Below are 15239 nucleotides of genomic sequence, written 5' to 3' on the forward strand. Positions count from 1 at the left end.
AATCGACCGATGCATACCACGCCCTCAGCACCCCCAGCAGAAGCCAGTAGCAACACCCCGGCGGAATTTCTGCAGCACTTGCTCACCCAGCGCCCGGTCGACCTGCGGCAAACGGCGCCCCAAGGGTGCGGCGCGGGCCTGGATGAATTCCTCGCCTTGGTCACGCATCTGGTCGATACCACCACGCACAACGCCACCGGGGTGGCCTACGGCATTGCGCGCATCAGCTTCGAGGCGCGCACCGCCACGCAGGACGCGCAAAGGCATGCGAAGGAGCAGACCGAGCGCATCGGCGCCATGGGCGAAAGCCTGGAAACCTTCATCCGCGGCATCGTCGGGGTGCAGGGCCAAACCGAGGCGCTGCGGGCCGATTCGCAAAGCATCACTCTGCTCAGCACGCGCGGCGCGCGCGAGGCGCATGAGGCCAATGCGGTGTTCGAGCAACTGGCGCAGACCACGAGCCAGAACCAGACCGAAATTCAGGCGCTCGGCAAAGGCTTTGCGCAAGTCACCGCGGTCACGCAAGTCATCAAGGACATCGCGCAGAAAACCAGCCTGCTGGCGCTCAACGCCAATATCGAAGCCGCCCGCGTGGGCGAGGCTGGACGCGGCTTTGCCGTGGTGGCCGAAGAAATCCGCAAGCTGGCGATGAACACGCAGCAATCGGTGCAGAGCATCGCCACCTTCGCCGCCGAAGTCAGCCGCAGCCTGCAAGTGGTCACGCAATCGACCCAGCAGTTCGCCGCGCAGATGGACAACGGCAAAGCGCTGGCCACAGCCATGTCGGCCAATTTCCAGGACATCGCCCGCAACATCGAGGCGATGAATTCCGGCGTGAACAAGGTTTACACCCAACTCGGTCACGAGGTGGACGCCGTGCGCACCATTAGCGGCCAGTTCGCCGCACTGTCCAGCACGGTACAGGCCAGCGCCAACCAGACCATCGCCACCAGTGAGCGCATTGCCGACGAAGTGCAGCAGTCGCTCAACGCCAGCCAGACCTTGTTCGAGGCGGCCACGCAATTCGTCACCGCCTCGAAAACCAGCCAGGTGATGCGCGATCTCGACGCCGTTTGCAAAGAGATCGAGGCCGCACTCGCTCAGGCGCTGGCCAGCGGCGCGCTCACCGAGCAGGCGCTGTGGGACGAACAGTACGAGCCGGTGCCCGGAACCAAGCCGCAGAAATTCCGCACCCGCTTCACCGAGTTCATCAAAAGCCGCATCCAGCCCATCGAGGACGCATGGCTGGGCAAGAGCGAGCAATACCGCTTTGCGCTGCTGGTGGACCGCAACGGCTACGCTGCGGCGCACAACAGCGTGTTCGATCGCCCGCTGACCGGCGACTACGCCACCGATCTGGCGGGCAACCGCTCCATGCGACTGTTCAACGATCCGGTAGGTCTGGCCGCCGCGCAAAACACCAACCCCTTTCTGCTGCAGGTCTATGCCCGCGATACCGGCGAGATCATGCAGGAGCTATCGCGCCCGGTGAGCGTGGGCGGCCGTCATTGGGGCGCCGTGCGGCTGGCGTTTATTTGAAGTCGGTCATCTGACCCCTCCTGCGCTGTGTCATTTTTTACACCGTTGCCGATCATTCCGCAGACAGTCTGGATGATGCCTGCCCGCGAGGTGTTGTAATGCCGGGCTGTATTTTTCGATTCATGGCATGCCTCACAACACCCGTTTCCAGACCGACCGCCGCCGCATCCTGATTGCGGTGCTCATTGCCAATTTATTGCTGGCTGCGGCCGTTGGCGGGGTGCTCTGGGTCAGCTGGGATCGCAACCGCAACGGCATCGAGCAGATTCTGCAAAGCGAGGCCGCGTTCTGGGCCGACGCGATAAACCAGCGTTACGACCAGCTTCAGGCCACTTGTACCGTGGCGCAGCGGCAGCTTCACGACAACCCCGATCTGCTGCAGCAGCCAGGGCCGTGGCTGAGCGAAATGAATGCGCTGATGCCCTTCATCGACGGCGTTTCCCTGGTCGCGCCGACCGGCGATGTGCTGGCGCTTGCACCGAGTCGCGCAATCCCGCCGCAGGCGCATGCGGCCATCTCCGCGTCGCCGGGGTTTGCTCAGACCTTGTCCACGCCGGGGCGGATTCGCATCGGGCTGCCGCAGCCCGATCCGCTGGCGCCAGAGCAGCACATCACCCCGGCCCGCTGCGCGCTGACCTTGCACAAAGGCGCGCCTCGTCCCGAGGTCATGTTGATTTTCGACGTGGGCCTGCAGCGAGCGCTGCAAAATCTGCAGCACACTTTGTCGAGTTTCAACAGCAAGGGCCGCTGGGTGCCGGCGGTGGGCCTGTTGCGCAGTGACGGCTATTTGCTCGCGCGGCTGCCTGCGCCGCTGCCGCAAATCCAGCCCTCGCTCAAGAATGCACCCGCGCGCGGGGTGCTCGCACGCGAAATTGCCGCGCATCCCGAGCAAACGCATGGGGTTTTCCTCGGGCCGGTGCAGGCGGCGGGCGGCGCTGAGCTCCTGGGCGCTTGGCAACGCCTGGGCGCGCATTCGGTCGTTGCCTTCACCAGCCTGCCGGCCAGCGCGCTCACCGCGCTGTGGTGGCGTCAGACCTGGCCGATGCTGACAGGCTGGGCGATTTTGCTGCTGATGCAACTGCTCGGCGGCTTGCTGATCAACCGCAGTCTGGAGCGCCAGCACCGGCTGGCGCAGATCAATGCCGCATTGGCGCAGGCCAGCCAGGTCGTGGCCGAAGCCCCGGATGAAGCCACGCTGTTCCAGCGCATTTGCGACATCAGCGCCGACGCCGGAGGCATGCAACTGGCTTGGATCGGTCAGCCCGATGTCGGCGGGCAGGCCAAGGTGCTCGCTGCCGCTGGAAAGACCGCCTATCTCGACGGAATGCCGCTGTCCATCCATGCCGATCAGATCAGCGGCCAGGGGCCGTTTGGCAAGGTTTGGCGCGACGCTGCGCCCCTTTATGTGCAAGGCAAAGACTCCGCCCAACTGTTGCTGCCCTGGGCGGGGCGCATGAAGCAGTTCGGTCTGCGCACCATGGCCGCCTTGCCGGTGATGCGGCAAAACCGGCTCTACGCGGTGTTCAGCATTTACCGCGACAGCCGCGCGCGCATCACCCGAGACCAACGCAATCTGCTCGAAGAACTCGCGCGCAGCCTGGGCCGCGGACTCGATCGTCTGCAACTGGCCGAGGCCGAACGCAAAGAGCGCGAAAGTCGCCAGCGCCAGCAGGAACTGGTGCGCGGAGTGATGGCGCAGATCGACATTCTGATCAGCGCGCGCAACGACGCCGAAGTGCTGGAGAGCGCCTGCACCCGCCTGCTCGAAACCGGCTTGTTCGCCGCCGTATGGGTCGCCCAGCCCGATGTGCACGAGCGCGTGCACCCGCTCGCTGCCGGAGGGAATGCGCTGGACACGCTGTCCGCCCAATCGCCGCCGCTCTTGGTCAGCTCCACCCAAACCCACGCCCTGGCCCGCGCCTGGCACACCTCGGAAGAAGCGCAAGAGACCGACCCGCACTCGCCCCTGCTGCAACCCTGGGCCGAGTACGCCCTGCCGGGCTGGCAACCGCTTGCCCTGGCCTTGCCGCTGCGCCGCAACGGCGGGCGCTGGGCGGCGCTGGTGCTGGTGCTGTTCAACGTCGACGATCTGGACGAAGGCCTGCACGGCCTGTTGCGCCGGGTGGGCAAACTGATCGAGCAGGCGCTGGGCGAAATCGACCTCAAGGCCGATCTGGAAGCCGAGCAGGCGCAGCAACGCCACCTCGCCCGCCACGACGCCCTGACCGGCCTGCCCAACCGCCTTGCCCTCGAACACCACCTGCCGCTGGCCATGGCCCGGGCCCGCCGCCACAAAAATTTGCTGGTCGTGGGCGTGATGGATCTCGATGATTTCAAGCCGGTAAACGACACCCACGGCCACGCCGCGGGCGACCAGCTTCTGCGTCAACTGGGCGAGCGCCTCAGGGCCGCCGTGCGCGAGATCGATCTGGTCGCGCGACTGGGTGGCGACGAGTTCGTGCTGGTGCTCGAAGGCGTGGCGCAGGCCAGCGATCTGCCCATCGTGCTCGACCGCATTCACAGCGCCGTCGAAACCCCGTTCGACCTCGGCGACGGCGTGCTGGCCAAGGTGGGCATGAGCCTGGGCGTGACGCTTTACCCGGCCGACGAGGCGCAGGCCGAGGTGCTGCTGCGCCACGCCGATGCCGCGCTTTACGCCAGCAAGGCGCACAAGGCCGATCGCACCCGTTGGTGGCAGGTCTGGGGCGATGGCCTGGAGCAGGCCGCCGACAAACCCGCCGACTTGCCCATTCATGTCGACCCCTACGGCGAAACCGCCCACCGCCTGCTCGGCCTGATTGGCGACCTGCTGGAGCGCAACGCCGAGACCTTCGTCGAGCGCTTCTATTCCACCCTGGGCCAAGACCCGGAGTCGGCCGCGCTGCTCGCCGCCCTCTCCGCGGAGGAGGCCGCCCATTTGCGCAGCCGGCAGCATGCCCGCTTGCTGCAAATCCTTCACCCCGACCTGTCGGCCGAAACCCATCAGGAACAAGCGCGGCACACCGGCGCGATTCACGCGCTGGTGGGAGTCAGCACCGGGGCGCTGGTCAACAGTTTCGGCTGGTATCTGCAAAGCCTGCACGACTTGCTGGGCGAAGCCCCGGTGCGCAGCGCTGATCGAGCCGTGCTGGCTCAGGTCACCACCGCGCGCCTGCAGCGCGAGCTGCAATGGCAAAGCGATGGGGCGCAGACGCAGCGCGAGCAATATCAACAGATGCTGTTCGGGCTGGAGCAGATGCAGCCCGAACTGACCCAATGGGCCGATCTGGCCCGCACCGTGCTCGAATCAGTCACCGCCCTGCCGGGCATGGCAGCCACGGTGATCTACAAGCCCGACGCGCAGGGGCACTTCATCCCCGAGTTCACAGCGGGGGCGTTTGACGAATACTGGCAGGCGCTCGATGCGGTGGCCATGGCCAATCTCGACATCGACCCGCATAGCCCCTTCGGCCTCACCCCGCACCCGCGCTGCTGGCGCAGCGAGCAGATCGAAACCAACGCCAGCTACGTCACCGATCCGCGCATGGCGCCCTGGCGTGCGGTGGCGCACAGCGTCGGCGTGCGCAGTTCGGCCGCGGTGCCGGTGAAAGACAGCCGCGGCCGCATGCTCGCCGTCATGGGGCTGTACGGACGTTACCCCGGCCAGTTCGAAACGCAGAGCATGCACAGCTTCCTGCGCGGTATCGAACAACTCTTCGAACGCGGGCTTTACGGCCTGATGACCCGGCGCGAATCCGCCCCCATGCCCCTGCAGGACCGCCGCGCCTGGCGCCACCGCCTGTTCAGCGGCGGTCTGGAAATGCACTATCAGCCCCTGGTCGATCTTCACACGGGTGAGCCCACCGCCATGGAAGCGCTGGCCCGGTTGCGGCTCGAAGACGGGCGGCTGATCGGCCCGGGGCAGTTCCTGCCGTCGTTTGGCGCCTCCGAGCTCACCCGCCTGTTCACCCTCGGGCTGGAGCAGGCGCTGAACCAGCTGGCCCAATGGGACGGCGCGGGTCAGCGCCTCGATCTGTCCATCAACCTGCCGCTCGAAGTTTTGCTCATGCCCGAATGCGCCCGCTGGGTGGCCGACGCGCTGCACACCCGGCACATCGCGCCTGATCGGCTACGGCTGGAAATTCTGGAAGACGCCGACTTCCAGAACGACGCCGAGCGCGACCGCGCGGTGCGCAGCCTGGCCGCCACCGGCGCGCGGCTGGTGATGGACGATCTGGGCAGCGGCTACAGCAGTCTGCTGCGGCTGCGCACCCTACCCTTCCACACGGTGAAAATCGACCAGGGCCTGGTGCGGCAGATTCCCTCCGAAGCGCAAACCGAGGCAGACGGCATGATCGGCTTCATCGGCGCCCTGGTCCACATGACCCAGGCGCTCGGCCTGAAAGTGGTGGTCGAAGGTCTGGAAACCCCGGCGCTAGTGGAGGTGGCTGCGGTATTGGGCGCTGATTATGGTCAGGGTTACGCCCTGGCGCGGCCGATGGCAGCAGCCGACGTGCCCGCCTGGCTGCAAACCTTCCGCTGGCTCACCCAGGCCTCGTCACCCCAAACCCGCCTGGGCCAGCGCGCGCAGCAATGGGTGCGGGAAAATGCGGAACGCAACCGGGCCGACTGAAGTCGGCCCGGTTGCGCCAGAATGGCCGCTTGAAAAAAATCGCCCAAAGCCGTCGAAAATCCGCCTTAACTTGTACGGCAAATTGCCGTATTATTGAGTTGGAGGACAAATTCATGCCCGCTGCAATTTCTACTGCCCGTCTCGAAGCCCGAATCAGCACCGATCTGCATGCGATGCTCAAGCGCGCCGCCGAGCTTCAGGGGCGCACTATGACCGATTTCGTGGTGTCCGCCGTGCAGGACGCCGCGCAGCGCGCCATCGAACAAGCCGAAGTCATCCGTCTGTCTCTGGCCGATCAGGAATGTTTTGCGCAAGCGCTGCTGTCGCCACCCAAACCAGCCCCCGCCTTGGAGCGCGCTTTTAGCCGCCGCAGCAAGCTCTTGCGCGCTGAATGAGCGGCGCCCCGTTCCAGCTTGCGCAGCTCGATGCCGGGCATGATCGCGTCGCCTTCAATAGTGATTCGGAGCCGCTGAACCGCTACCTGCGCGAACAAGTCACCCAGGACATTCGTCGCCGCATCGCTGCCTGTTTCGTGGCGCTGGCTGACGGGCAGCGCATCGCGGGCTACTACACCTTGGCCTCGGCAAGCCTGCTGCTGGCCGATCTTCCGGCGGGCACCGGCAAGAAGCTGCCGCGCTATCCCACCGTGCCTGCCGTTCGTATGGGCCGCTTGGCAGTCGATCAGGCATCCAAGGGACAAGGTCTTGGTGGTGCGCTGTTGGCTGATGCGCTCGACCGCGCCGCCCGTTCGGAGATTGCCGCCTTTGCCCTGATGGTAGACGCCAAGGACGAGGCGGCAGCGGCTTTCTACCGGCATCACGGCTTCATGGCTTTGCCAGACTCGCCGCTGACCCTGTTTTTACCGCTGGCGACCGCCCAGCGCTTTTGAAACACGCCCCGACGTACTTTGCATTGCATTTTGTGAGGCGACGCCAGCGAGGCCAAAAAACTTACCCCCGCAGCGCGAAGAATCGCAGCGCGCTCTTGGGCAGGCTGCCACCGGCCTTGGCACCATCGCAGGGCACGGCGAATTCCACCCGTTTGCGCCCCGCCTGCTTGGCCTGCAGCAGTGCGGCGTCCACGCGCTGATAGATCGCGGGGAAGTCTTCGCCGGGGCACAGTTCGGCCACTCCGGCGCTGAAACTCAGGGGAATGCGCCGCCCCGCGCTGTCCTGCACCAGGGTCTGATCGCTGAACGCAACCAGCAGCCGCTGCACCACGACGAGCGACTGCTGCACCGGCGTGTCGGGCAGGAGGAGCATGAACTCCTCGCCCCCCATGCGCGCCACGCGGTCGCTCGGCCGGATCAGCCGTTTGGCCTGCGCCACCAGCGCCTTGAGCACGGCGTCGCCGGTATCGTGGCCGTGGGTGTCGTTCACCGCCTTGAAGTGATCGAGGTCGAGCAGCGCCAGGGTGAGAGGCTGGCCCTGACGCACCGCGCGCGACTGCATACGGGTGAACTCGGCGTCCAGCCCGCGACGGTTGAGCGCGCCGGTGAGCGGGTCTTCCTGCAATTGCTGGCTGACCTGTTCCAGTTCGCCTTCGAGCGAGCGGATGCGCTCTTGCGCCGCCTGCGCCTGGCGCTGCGCCTCGGCCAGATGCACGCCGAGTTCGCCGCTGCGCTGCTGCATATTGCGGCTGTCGTCGAGCACATCCTGCACCAGATCGCGGATTTCGTCCCACTCGCGGCTGCTCTGCAATTGCTCCAGCCGGGCTTCCATGCGCTGGTTGTATTCGCCGCCCTCAGCGGCGTAGTCGCCCAGCTTGCGCACCAACAGATCGATCAGCGCCTTGGCGGTGTGGTGCGCGTCGTCTTCGCTCTTGCGCAGCACGCTGTGGCGCACCAGTAGATCGCGCACGGCATTCTGCGCCGATTCGATGCGCTCGGGGACCAGCGGCGTCTGCAATTGCTCGCGAATCGCCGTGGCCTGCACGCCTACCCAGGCCTGCGGCACCAGATCGCCGAGATGATCGAGCAACAGCCGCGCGAGTTCAATCAAGCCGTTGCGCACCGCCTCTTCGGTGGATTGCTCGCGGTCGATGGCCAGCCAGACTTCGCGCGCCTGCGTGCCCAGGTCGGCCGCCTGTTTGGAGGTTTCCGCCGCCGCCATCAGCTCGCGCAGCAGGCGCTGCGCGGTGTCGTGCGCGCAAAAGGGGCGCACGCCAAATTTGAGGGTTTGCAGCCAAAGCTCGCGCCATTCGCTGCCTGCACGGTTCGCAGCGTCGTCGCGGGTTTCAATGGGGGTGGACGCGCTCTGACTGCCACTGCGCGCGGGCAGCGCACTCCAGCGCTCTAGCAGTTGCTCCAACTCGCGCCACTGGGCCTGTGGCGTAGGCAAGGCGACGAGGCGGTCGAGTTGCTGGCGTTTTTGCAACTGGGTCAGCCCGCTTTGCGAGCGCTCCCATTGCTCCAGCAGCCGGGGCAGCGCACGGCCCCAATCGGGGCATTCCGGCGATGGCTCTGCGGTGGAAACCGCTGCGCCATTCTGCAGACCTTCAAAAACGCGGCGGTAGTTGTCCGGGGTGGGCTGCAGCTTGAGTTCGAGCAAGCGCTTGAGGGTGGCGCGCGCCTGGTCGGAAATGGTGGGCATGTGAATCCGGGTGAATGTGGTTTGGTTTGAATTGAACCCAGATTGTCCATTAGGCGGGGCTGCGCCCCTACACGGGCGCTGGCGGTCGGTTTGGGGCGTCTTTGCCCCCGCGCTTCGCGCCCATAGCTTCGGCTATGGGCTTGTCGCGCAGGGCCGAATCCATCCCCAACCCGCCTCGCCATCATCCCGTGTCCTAATGAACAATCTGGGTTGAATCGTATTGCAGCCGACTCAAGGCAAATGTAAATCCGGTGACTCTTTGGGCTCGCCGCCCGCTTCCAGCCGCCAGAGCCAGGCGAGCAACTCCGCCACGGCGGTGTAGAGCGCCGGGGGAATTTGAGTGTCGAGATCGACCGCCATGAGCAGTTGCACCAACTGTGGCGACTCGTGCACATACACCCCCGCCTCCTTCGCGCGATTGATGATGGCTTCGGCCACCAGACCCTGCCCCTTGGCGACGACTTCCGGCGCGCCCGCGGCATCGGCGTCATAACGCAGGGCGACGGCCTGCCGCAGTTCAGCGCGCTGCGGCGGCTTGGTTGGCTGCTTGGCACTCATTCGGTAGCTCCATCAGCAAACGAGCCAAGCTGCACGCCACCGATCTCCAGCCCGGCTGACTGCAACGCCGCGCGCAATTGGGGCAGCGCCGCGTCGATGCGTTCCTGCGCTTGCGGGCTGCGCCGCAGCAGCAGATCGACGCGGTTGCCGTTGAGCTGCAGACGCGCCTGCACCTGACCCAGCTGCGGCAGTTCAAGTTCGACCTGGGTGCTCCATGAGCGCTCGGGCGCTCCCTGACGACGGCTGCTGTCTTCGGGGTCGGGCCGCAGGCTCCAGCGCGCGGTCTGGCCGGGCCATAACAGCCCTTCCCAGGCGATCTGCCCTTGCATCAGCGTCTGCAACTGCTGCTGCACCACGCCGTGCAATTCGGCGGGCAGGCGTGCGGCCAATGCGGCCGGATCGCTCGCCGTCTGCGGCCCCGCCTGAACGGTCTGGTAAGCCGCCAGGGCCGCATGGCGCGGGGCCGGTGCAGTCTGTGTGAAGGGTATCGCCGCCGACGCTGGACTGGGCTGGGCGCTGGCCTCATGCCCCGCCTGGGCGGTGGATGCAGAAGAAGACGAAGGCGTTGCCGTGGCGGTTTGCAGCAAGGGCGAAAGCTTGCCCTGCGGCTGCGTTAGCAAGGTCGACAGGGGCTGCTGCCCCTGCGCCCAGGCGCCCAGATGGCTTTCGTAAAACAGGCCGCTGTTGCTCAGTGCGCTGGCCAGCAGTTGCGCGGCCTGCTGGGGCGGCTGGGCGGGGTTGGACCAGACCGGCGCGGCTGCAGCCGTCGCGGCGCGGGCGTCCGCGCCAAGGACGCTGGCATTCGCGCTGGCGCCCGCGGCGGCATTCGCAGCAGAAGCGCTGGCAGACGCCTGCATTTGTTGCAGCAGACCGAGCAACTGCCCCGGGCCGGACAACTGCGACTGGGCAGCTGCCTGCGCCGCCTGCTGCGGCGCGAGCAGAAATTGCGGCTGGCCGCCCTGCGATCCCAGGTAAATCAGCGGCAGGCGCGCGCCAACCTGGGGGGCGGCTCCGGGCAGAGTGGCGTTCACCAGGGCGTTGCCCAGCCGCAGCAAAACCTGCGTTTGCGCCCGCCCATCCGCCGCCGCTGCCGCCAGGTTGGCCGCAGCGGGCGTGGCGCTCTGCACCTGAACCACCTCGGCCTCGAACGCGGTGCCCGGAGCGGCGGCGAAGGCCGTTGGTTCGGTCCGGGCAGCGCCCGTCGCCCCGGCGGGCGTGACCGACGGAACGCCGCCGAGGATTTGCGCCGGGCTCATTTAGTGTCAGACCGGCTCTTGGCGCAGGTGAATGATGAGCTCCGCCTCGGCCTCGCTCAGCCCGCAACGCTCGGCAATCTCGCGCACGGGCATGCCCTGGCGGGCTAGGGCGCGCACCTGCGCGCCCACGGCGTCGGTAGAAGTTGCGGCGGCGGGTTCGTGGAGCACGGGCAGGTCGATGGGTTCGGCGGGGCTGGGTGCCGGGGGAGGTTCGGGAGGCGGCGATGGAGTGGGCGGAGGAACGGCCGCTTCTGGGCGCGGCGTCAGCGTGAACAGCGCCGAAGGCGGCAGGGTGGCGGCGTCTCGTTCCTGCTCCAGGGTCTGCACGCGAAGCTGCAGGCCATGAACCTCATCGCGCGTTGCCGCCAGCAGGTCGAGCATGCGCTTGAGGGTGAAGGTCAGTGCAATCTGCAGCGCCACGATCAGCGCGGCGAAAACGAGGAGGATGAGGGTCATGGCGTCGCGGGGGATCGGAGAAAAGTCAGAGGGAGGTCACATCCTCTTAAGCACGGTCGTCGATATGCCGCCCCCTAGTGGCGTCGGGATCGGGCGCTTCGGTCGGGGCGGCGTCTGGCGCGGCAGGAGGCGCCGAGCCCGAGGGGGAACGGCTGGCGGACGGCTGGCGATCAGGGGAATCGCGCCGCCCCCGCCCACCGCCATCAGGCAGGCGCGAGACCGGGTCGTAGGGGCTCACCGGGTTGATCGTCGCATCGTCCATCTTCACCTCCTGCCAGACTGTGCCGGATGCAGATCAAGTCTGCAGACTTCAGTGTGCAAAGTAACTCTGCAGCCGACCTTCGATGATGCGGGGATTTTCGCCCTCGGCGATGGCCACCAGGCCGTCCACCTGCATCTCCTGCAATTTGGAGCGATTGTGCACGATGCTCTTGAGCTTGTTGGCCACCGGCAGGAAAAACAGGTTGGCCGCGCCCACGCCATACACCGTGGCGACGAAGGCCACGGCAATGCCGCCGCCGAGCTTGCTGGGGTCGGCCAGGTTTTCCATGACGTGAATCAGGCCGAGCACCGCGCCCAGAATGCCGACGGTGGGGGAATAGCCGCCCGAGGATTCATACACCTTGGCGGCCTGTGTGTCGTGATGCTCGACGGCGCCGATTTCCTGCTCAAGCGTTGAGCGGATTTTTTCGGGATCGGTGCCATCCACCAACATCTGCAGCCCTTTTTTCACAAACGGATCGGGCACCGACTCGACCACGGCTTCGAGCGCGAGCAGACCGTTTTTGCGCGCGGTGTCGCTCCATTCCAGAATCTGCTTGATCGTCTCCTGCGGATCACCTTTGGGCGGCAGCACGATCCACGGCAGCATCTTGAGCGAACGAATGAACACCTTGAGCGGAAACTGCAGCATGACGGCGCCCGTGGTGCCGCCCATCACGATGAGAAAGGCCGTTCCCTGGATGATGGAGCTGATGTGCCCACCTTCGAGCATCTGCCCCAGCAAGATGGAACCGAGCGCGACCACGACGCCGACAATGGTCAAAATATCCATGAAAGATTCCCCGTCCCTGTGTTGTTATGGCGCGGCGCGGCGGCCCGCACCGCTGGCTGATTGCTGATGCGCCTGCAGCCGCGCGCGCAGTCGCATGACCGCCTGCTTCATGAGCTGGCTGACCCGCGATTCGCTCACTTCGAGCACCCGGCCAATGTCTTTGAGCTGCAGGTCTTCCTGGTAATACAGCGACAGCACCAGTTTCTCGCGCTCGGGCAGATCGGCAATGGCAGCCTGCAGATCACGTTCGAGCTCGGCGTCCTGCAGCAGCTCTTCGGGCAGCAGGCTGGCTTCGTCGGCCTTGCGGTCGGCGTAATCACCGCCGTCGTCGTGCGTGAGGTCTTCGAGGTAGACCAGTTGCATGCTGGTCTCGGCCAGCGCGTCGTAATACTCGGCTAGCTCCCAGCCCAGATGTGCGGCGAGTTCGCCGTCTTCCGGATGGCGGCCCAGTCGCTGCGTGAGCAGTTGCTCGGCGCGCTCGATCTGGCGCTCTTTGGCACGGCTGCGGCGCGGCAGCCAGTCGAGCTTGCGCAGCTCGTCGTAAATCGCGCCGCGGATGCGAATGGCGGCGTAGGTCGCGAACTGCGCCGGCGACTGCATTTCGCCGCGGTCAAGCGCGTCCCACAGGCCGATCATGCCGGCCTGCTCCAGATCGGAAAAATCGACCGAGGCCGGCAGTTGCGCCGCCATCTGGCCCGCAATGCGCCGCACCATGGGCAAATGCTTGCTCAGGCGCTCCTCGCGGGTTTCTGGGGCGGGATAGAGGCCGGGTTTCATCCGATCGGGAGCCGTGTCTACGGAGCAGCCCGCCCTCAGGCGGCCTGCTCTGCCCGCAGCCACTGCTGCATGAAAAATTCGATGCGACCGCTAGGCCCCTGTGGCAGCGGCCAGTTTTTCACCCGGGCTGCCAAAGCGGCAAAGGCGACGGCGGACGCGCTCTGCGGTGCGGACTCGACCACGGCGCGCTGGCTACGCACCGCCGCACGCAGCGAAGCGTCCAGCGGAATGCTGCCCACCAGATCGAGCGACACGTCGAGGTAGCGATCAGCCACACCGGTGATCTTGGCGAACAGCGCCTGCCCCTCGCGCGCATCGCGCACCATGTTCGGCAGCAGGTGAAAGCGTTTGAGGCCGTATTGTTTGCTCAACACCTTGATGAGCGCGTAGGCGTCGGCCACCGAGGCGGGCTCGTTGTTCAGCACCACGATGAGGTCTTGCGCGGCGCGACTGAAAGTGAGCACGTCGCCCGCGATGCCCGCGGCGCAATCGACCAGCAGATAGTCGAGCGGAATGTCGAGCGTGCTCACCGCATCGATCAGCCGCGACTGCGTGGCGACGTCTAGCGACGCCATACCGGCCACACCGCTGGAAGCGGGCAACACCAGAATGTCCTGCGGGCCGCGCACCAGCACGTCGCTGAGCTGCTTCTCGCCCGACAGCACATGGCTGATGTTGTAGCGCGGCGTGAGGCCGAGCAGGATGTCAATATTGCCCAGCCCCAGGTCGGCGTCGAACACCATCACCCGCTGGCCGCTGCGCGCCAGGGTGATGGCCAGATTGGCGACCACATTGGTTTTGCCCACCCCGCCCTTACCGCTGGCGACGGTGATGACCTTGGTCGGGGGGCGCTGCAGGCGGCGTAGTCCTTCGGCTTGATCCATGATGGCGTCTTTCTGTCGGGTCAAGCGGTGCGGGCGGTTATCGCACCAACAGCGGCGGCGGCTAGCGGAGCAGGGGCGGAGTCGAAACGGGTCACGGGGTCGTGTTCCAGCAAAGCCGTGATCTTAGCCAGCGACGGCACATGCAGGTCTTCCGGCACGCGCTGGCCGTCGGTGTAGAACCACAGCGGCACGCTGCCCTCCACCAGCCATTGCAGCGCGGCGCCGAAGCTCGGGCTCTCGTCGAGCTTGGTGAGAATGGCCGCCGCCACGGGCAGACGGCGGTACAGCGACCACAGTTCGGCATAGGCCGAAGGCGCCAGCCCGGCGCCGACCACCAACAGACGGGTGACGCCCTCGCCCAGCGCCTGCAGCCATTGCATCTGCTCGGCCATCCGCGCGTCGCGCGGGCTCAGGCCGATGCTGTCGATCAGCACATAGCGGCGGTCGGCGAAGTCGCGCAGGTGTTGCTGCAGTTCCTCGCCGTCGCGCGCCACCGCTACCGGCACACCCAGAATGCGGCCGTAGATTTTGAGTTGTTCCACCCCGCCGATGCGGTAGGTGTCGGTGGTGATCAGCGCCACGGCCGCCGTGCCGTGGTGCAACACCAGACGGGCGGCGAGCTTGGCGATGGTGGTGGTTTTGCCGGCGCCCGTCGGCCCGACCAACGCATAAATGCCGGCCGCGGAAACCGGATCGGCCGCTACCTGCAGGCCCTTGCCGAGATAGGCGGCCAGCGCGCCGCGTAGGTTGAGCGCCTGGCTGCCCAGTTGCCGCGCCCGCGCGGTGGAGAAGCCCAGCGCCTGCAACTGCTCGCCCACGGGGGTGAGCGGCCCGGCGTCGGCCAGGCCCGACATCTGCGACTGCATCCACTGCCGCAAGTCCTGCAGTTCGTGCCGCATGGCGCCGAGTTCGTCTTTCGGCGCCATCGCTGCGGCAGGGTCGCGCATGCTGCGGTGGGCCGGGATCGCGGGGTCGGCCGCAGCGCCCGTGTGCGCTGTGGCGAGCGACGCGGCATCCTTCTGTTCCAGCGTGATCGGCGCCGCCTGCGCTGCGGCGCGCGGCGCGGCGGGGGGCACGGTCGGCGCGTCTACGCGGGCAACGGCGGGCAAGGGTAGGTCGTCAGCGGGCTTTCGAGGGGCGCTGCCCTCCCCCTCCCAGCCTCCCCCACGGGTGGGGGAGGAGAGTTCGGTGCGTGGTGGCGACGCCTTGGCGATTTCAACGGCCTTGTTCTCTGAAGCCACCCGCAGCGTGCCCCCTCCCCACTCGTGGGGAGGGTTGGGGTGGGGAGGGGTTTGCACCGCAGCCTTAGCACCCGCCCCCCCTTCGCCCGGCTCGTCCGACGGAAACCGGCTGGCGTCGAAGTCCACCGCCGCCATTAATTCGACGCCGCCGACGATTTCCCGATTCGACAGGATCACCGCATCGGCGCCGAGATCGTTGCGGATGCGGGTCAGCACCTCGCGGGTGTTCGTTCCGGTATAGCGTTTGATTTTCACGATTCAGACTCCAGCA

At 66.5% G+C, this 15239-nt stretch carries 13 protein-coding genes; 4 read left to right on the forward strand and 9 right to left on the reverse strand.

The window, feature by feature from the left end:
• The first annotated feature begins 9 nt into the window (after positions 1-9).
• The 4 genes from BIO17B3_RS02225 to BIO17B3_RS02240 all read left to right on the forward strand — a co-directional run bounded on the left by BIO17B3_RS02225 (position 10) and on the right by BIO17B3_RS02240 (position 7040).
• On the forward strand, positions 10-1539 hold the full coding sequence (locus BIO17B3_RS02225; protein ID WP_156052845.1) for a methyl-accepting chemotaxis protein: 1530 nt from the start codon (positions 10-12) through the stop codon (positions 1537-1539).
• A 127-nt stretch (positions 1540-1666) separates the two neighbouring features.
• On the forward strand, positions 1667-6151 hold the full coding sequence (locus BIO17B3_RS02230; RefSeq protein ID WP_156052846.1) for an EAL domain-containing protein: 4485 nt from the start codon (positions 1667-1669) through the stop codon (positions 6149-6151).
• Positions 6152-6264: 113 nt separating this feature from the next.
• Positions 6265-6546, forward strand: coding sequence for a DUF1778 domain-containing protein (locus tag BIO17B3_RS02235; protein WP_013105509.1), 282 nt, complete (start codon positions 6265-6267; stop codon positions 6544-6546).
• Positions 6543-7040, forward strand: a complete 498-nt coding sequence (locus BIO17B3_RS02240) for a GNAT family N-acetyltransferase (RefSeq protein ID WP_156052847.1) — start codon at positions 6543-6545, stop codon at positions 7038-7040. Before BIO17B3_RS02235 ends, BIO17B3_RS02240 begins: the two co-directional genes overlap by 4 nt.
• 61 nt (positions 7041-7101) lie before the next feature.
• On the opposite strand, the gene BIO17B3_RS02245 is transcribed toward BIO17B3_RS02240, so the two are convergent.
• The 9 genes from BIO17B3_RS02245 to flhF form a co-directional block, all read right to left on the reverse strand.
• The gene (locus BIO17B3_RS02245) at positions 7102-8742 is read right to left on the reverse strand and encodes a diguanylate cyclase (protein ID WP_156052848.1); all 1641 of its coding nucleotides are present in this window, start codon (positions 8740-8742) and stop codon (positions 7102-7104) included.
• 231 nt (positions 8743-8973) lie between these two features.
• Positions 8974-9300, reverse strand: a complete 327-nt coding sequence (locus tag BIO17B3_RS02250) for an EscU/YscU/HrcU family type III secretion system export apparatus switch protein (protein ID WP_156052849.1) — start codon at positions 9298-9300, stop codon at positions 8974-8976.
• Positions 9297-10556, reverse strand: coding sequence for a flagellar hook-length control protein FliK (locus BIO17B3_RS02255; protein WP_156052850.1), 1260 nt, complete (start codon positions 10554-10556; stop codon positions 9297-9299). The genes BIO17B3_RS02250 and BIO17B3_RS02255 overlap by 4 nt, the downstream gene beginning before the upstream one ends.
• A gap of 6 nt (positions 10557-10562) precedes the next feature.
• Entirely contained in the window at positions 10563-11012 is a 450-nt protein-coding gene (locus BIO17B3_RS19325) for a DUF2802 domain-containing protein (protein WP_156052851.1), read from the reverse strand.
• 46 nt (positions 11013-11058) lie between these two features.
• On the reverse strand, positions 11059-11274 hold the full coding sequence (locus BIO17B3_RS02265) for a hypothetical protein (RefSeq protein WP_013122843.1): 216 nt from the start codon (positions 11272-11274) through the stop codon (positions 11059-11061).
• A gap of 48 nt (positions 11275-11322) precedes the next feature.
• Entirely contained in the window at positions 11323-12066 is a 744-nt protein-coding gene (locus BIO17B3_RS02270) for a flagellar motor protein (RefSeq protein WP_156052852.1), read from the reverse strand.
• Between the two features lie 24 nt (positions 12067-12090).
• Complete coding sequence (locus BIO17B3_RS02275) at positions 12091-12843, reverse strand: FliA/WhiG family RNA polymerase sigma factor (RefSeq protein WP_156052853.1); 753 nt, start codon at positions 12841-12843, stop codon at positions 12091-12093.
• A 35-nt stretch (positions 12844-12878) separates the two neighbouring features.
• Positions 12879-13727: a MinD/ParA family protein gene (locus BIO17B3_RS02280; RefSeq protein WP_013122840.1), complete on the reverse strand. Its 849-nt coding sequence runs from the start codon at positions 13725-13727 to the stop codon at positions 12879-12881.
• Positions 13728-13747: 20 nt separating this feature from the next.
• Positions 13748-15223: a flagellar biosynthesis protein FlhF gene (flhF, locus tag BIO17B3_RS02285; RefSeq protein ID WP_156052854.1), complete on the reverse strand. Its 1476-nt coding sequence runs from the start codon at positions 15221-15223 to the stop codon at positions 13748-13750.
• Positions 15224-15239: the final 16 nt, after the last annotated feature.

This window comes from Thiomonas sp. OC7 (assembly GCF_900634595.1).
Classification (GTDB): Bacteria; Pseudomonadota; Gammaproteobacteria; order Burkholderiales; family Burkholderiaceae_C; genus Thiomonas; species Thiomonas arsenitoxydans.

Bases quoted from the DNA above. Each gene is read 5' to 3' on its own strand.
- BIO17B3_RS02225 (WP_156052845.1), top strand. From the start codon at position 10: ATGCATACCACGCCCTCAGCACCCCCAGCAGAAGCCAGTAGCAACACC.
- BIO17B3_RS02230 (WP_156052846.1), top strand. From the start codon at position 1,667: ATGCCTCACAACACCCGTTTCCAGACCGACCGCCGCCGCATCCTGATT.
- BIO17B3_RS02235 (WP_013105509.1), top strand. From the start codon at position 6,265: ATGCCCGCTGCAATTTCTACTGCCCGTCTCGAAGCCCGAATCAGCACC.
- BIO17B3_RS02240 (WP_156052847.1), top strand. From the start codon at position 6,543: ATGAGCGGCGCCCCGTTCCAGCTTGCGCAGCTCGATGCCGGGCATGAT.
- BIO17B3_RS02245 (WP_156052848.1), bottom strand. From the start codon at position 8,742: ATGCCCACCATTTCCGACCAGGCGCGCGCCACCCTCAAGCGCTTGCTC.
- BIO17B3_RS02250 (WP_156052849.1), bottom strand. From the start codon at position 9,300: ATGAGTGCCAAGCAGCCAACCAAGCCGCCGCAGCGCGCTGAACTGCGG.
- BIO17B3_RS02255 (WP_156052850.1), bottom strand. From the start codon at position 10,556: ATGAGCCCGGCGCAAATCCTCGGCGGCGTTCCGTCGGTCACGCCCGCC.
- BIO17B3_RS19325 (WP_156052851.1), bottom strand. From the start codon at position 11,012: ATGACCCTCATCCTCCTCGTTTTCGCCGCGCTGATCGTGGCGCTGCAG.
- BIO17B3_RS02265 (WP_013122843.1), bottom strand. From the start codon at position 11,274: ATGGACGATGCGACGATCAACCCGGTGAGCCCCTACGACCCGGTCTCG.
- BIO17B3_RS02270 (WP_156052852.1), bottom strand. From the start codon at position 12,066: ATGGATATTTTGACCATTGTCGGCGTCGTGGTCGCGCTCGGTTCCATC.
- BIO17B3_RS02275 (WP_156052853.1), bottom strand. From the start codon at position 12,843: ATGAAACCCGGCCTCTATCCCGCCCCAGAAACCCGCGAGGAGCGCCTG.
- BIO17B3_RS02280 (WP_013122840.1), bottom strand. From the start codon at position 13,727: ATGGATCAAGCCGAAGGACTACGCCGCCTGCAGCGCCCCCCGACCAAG.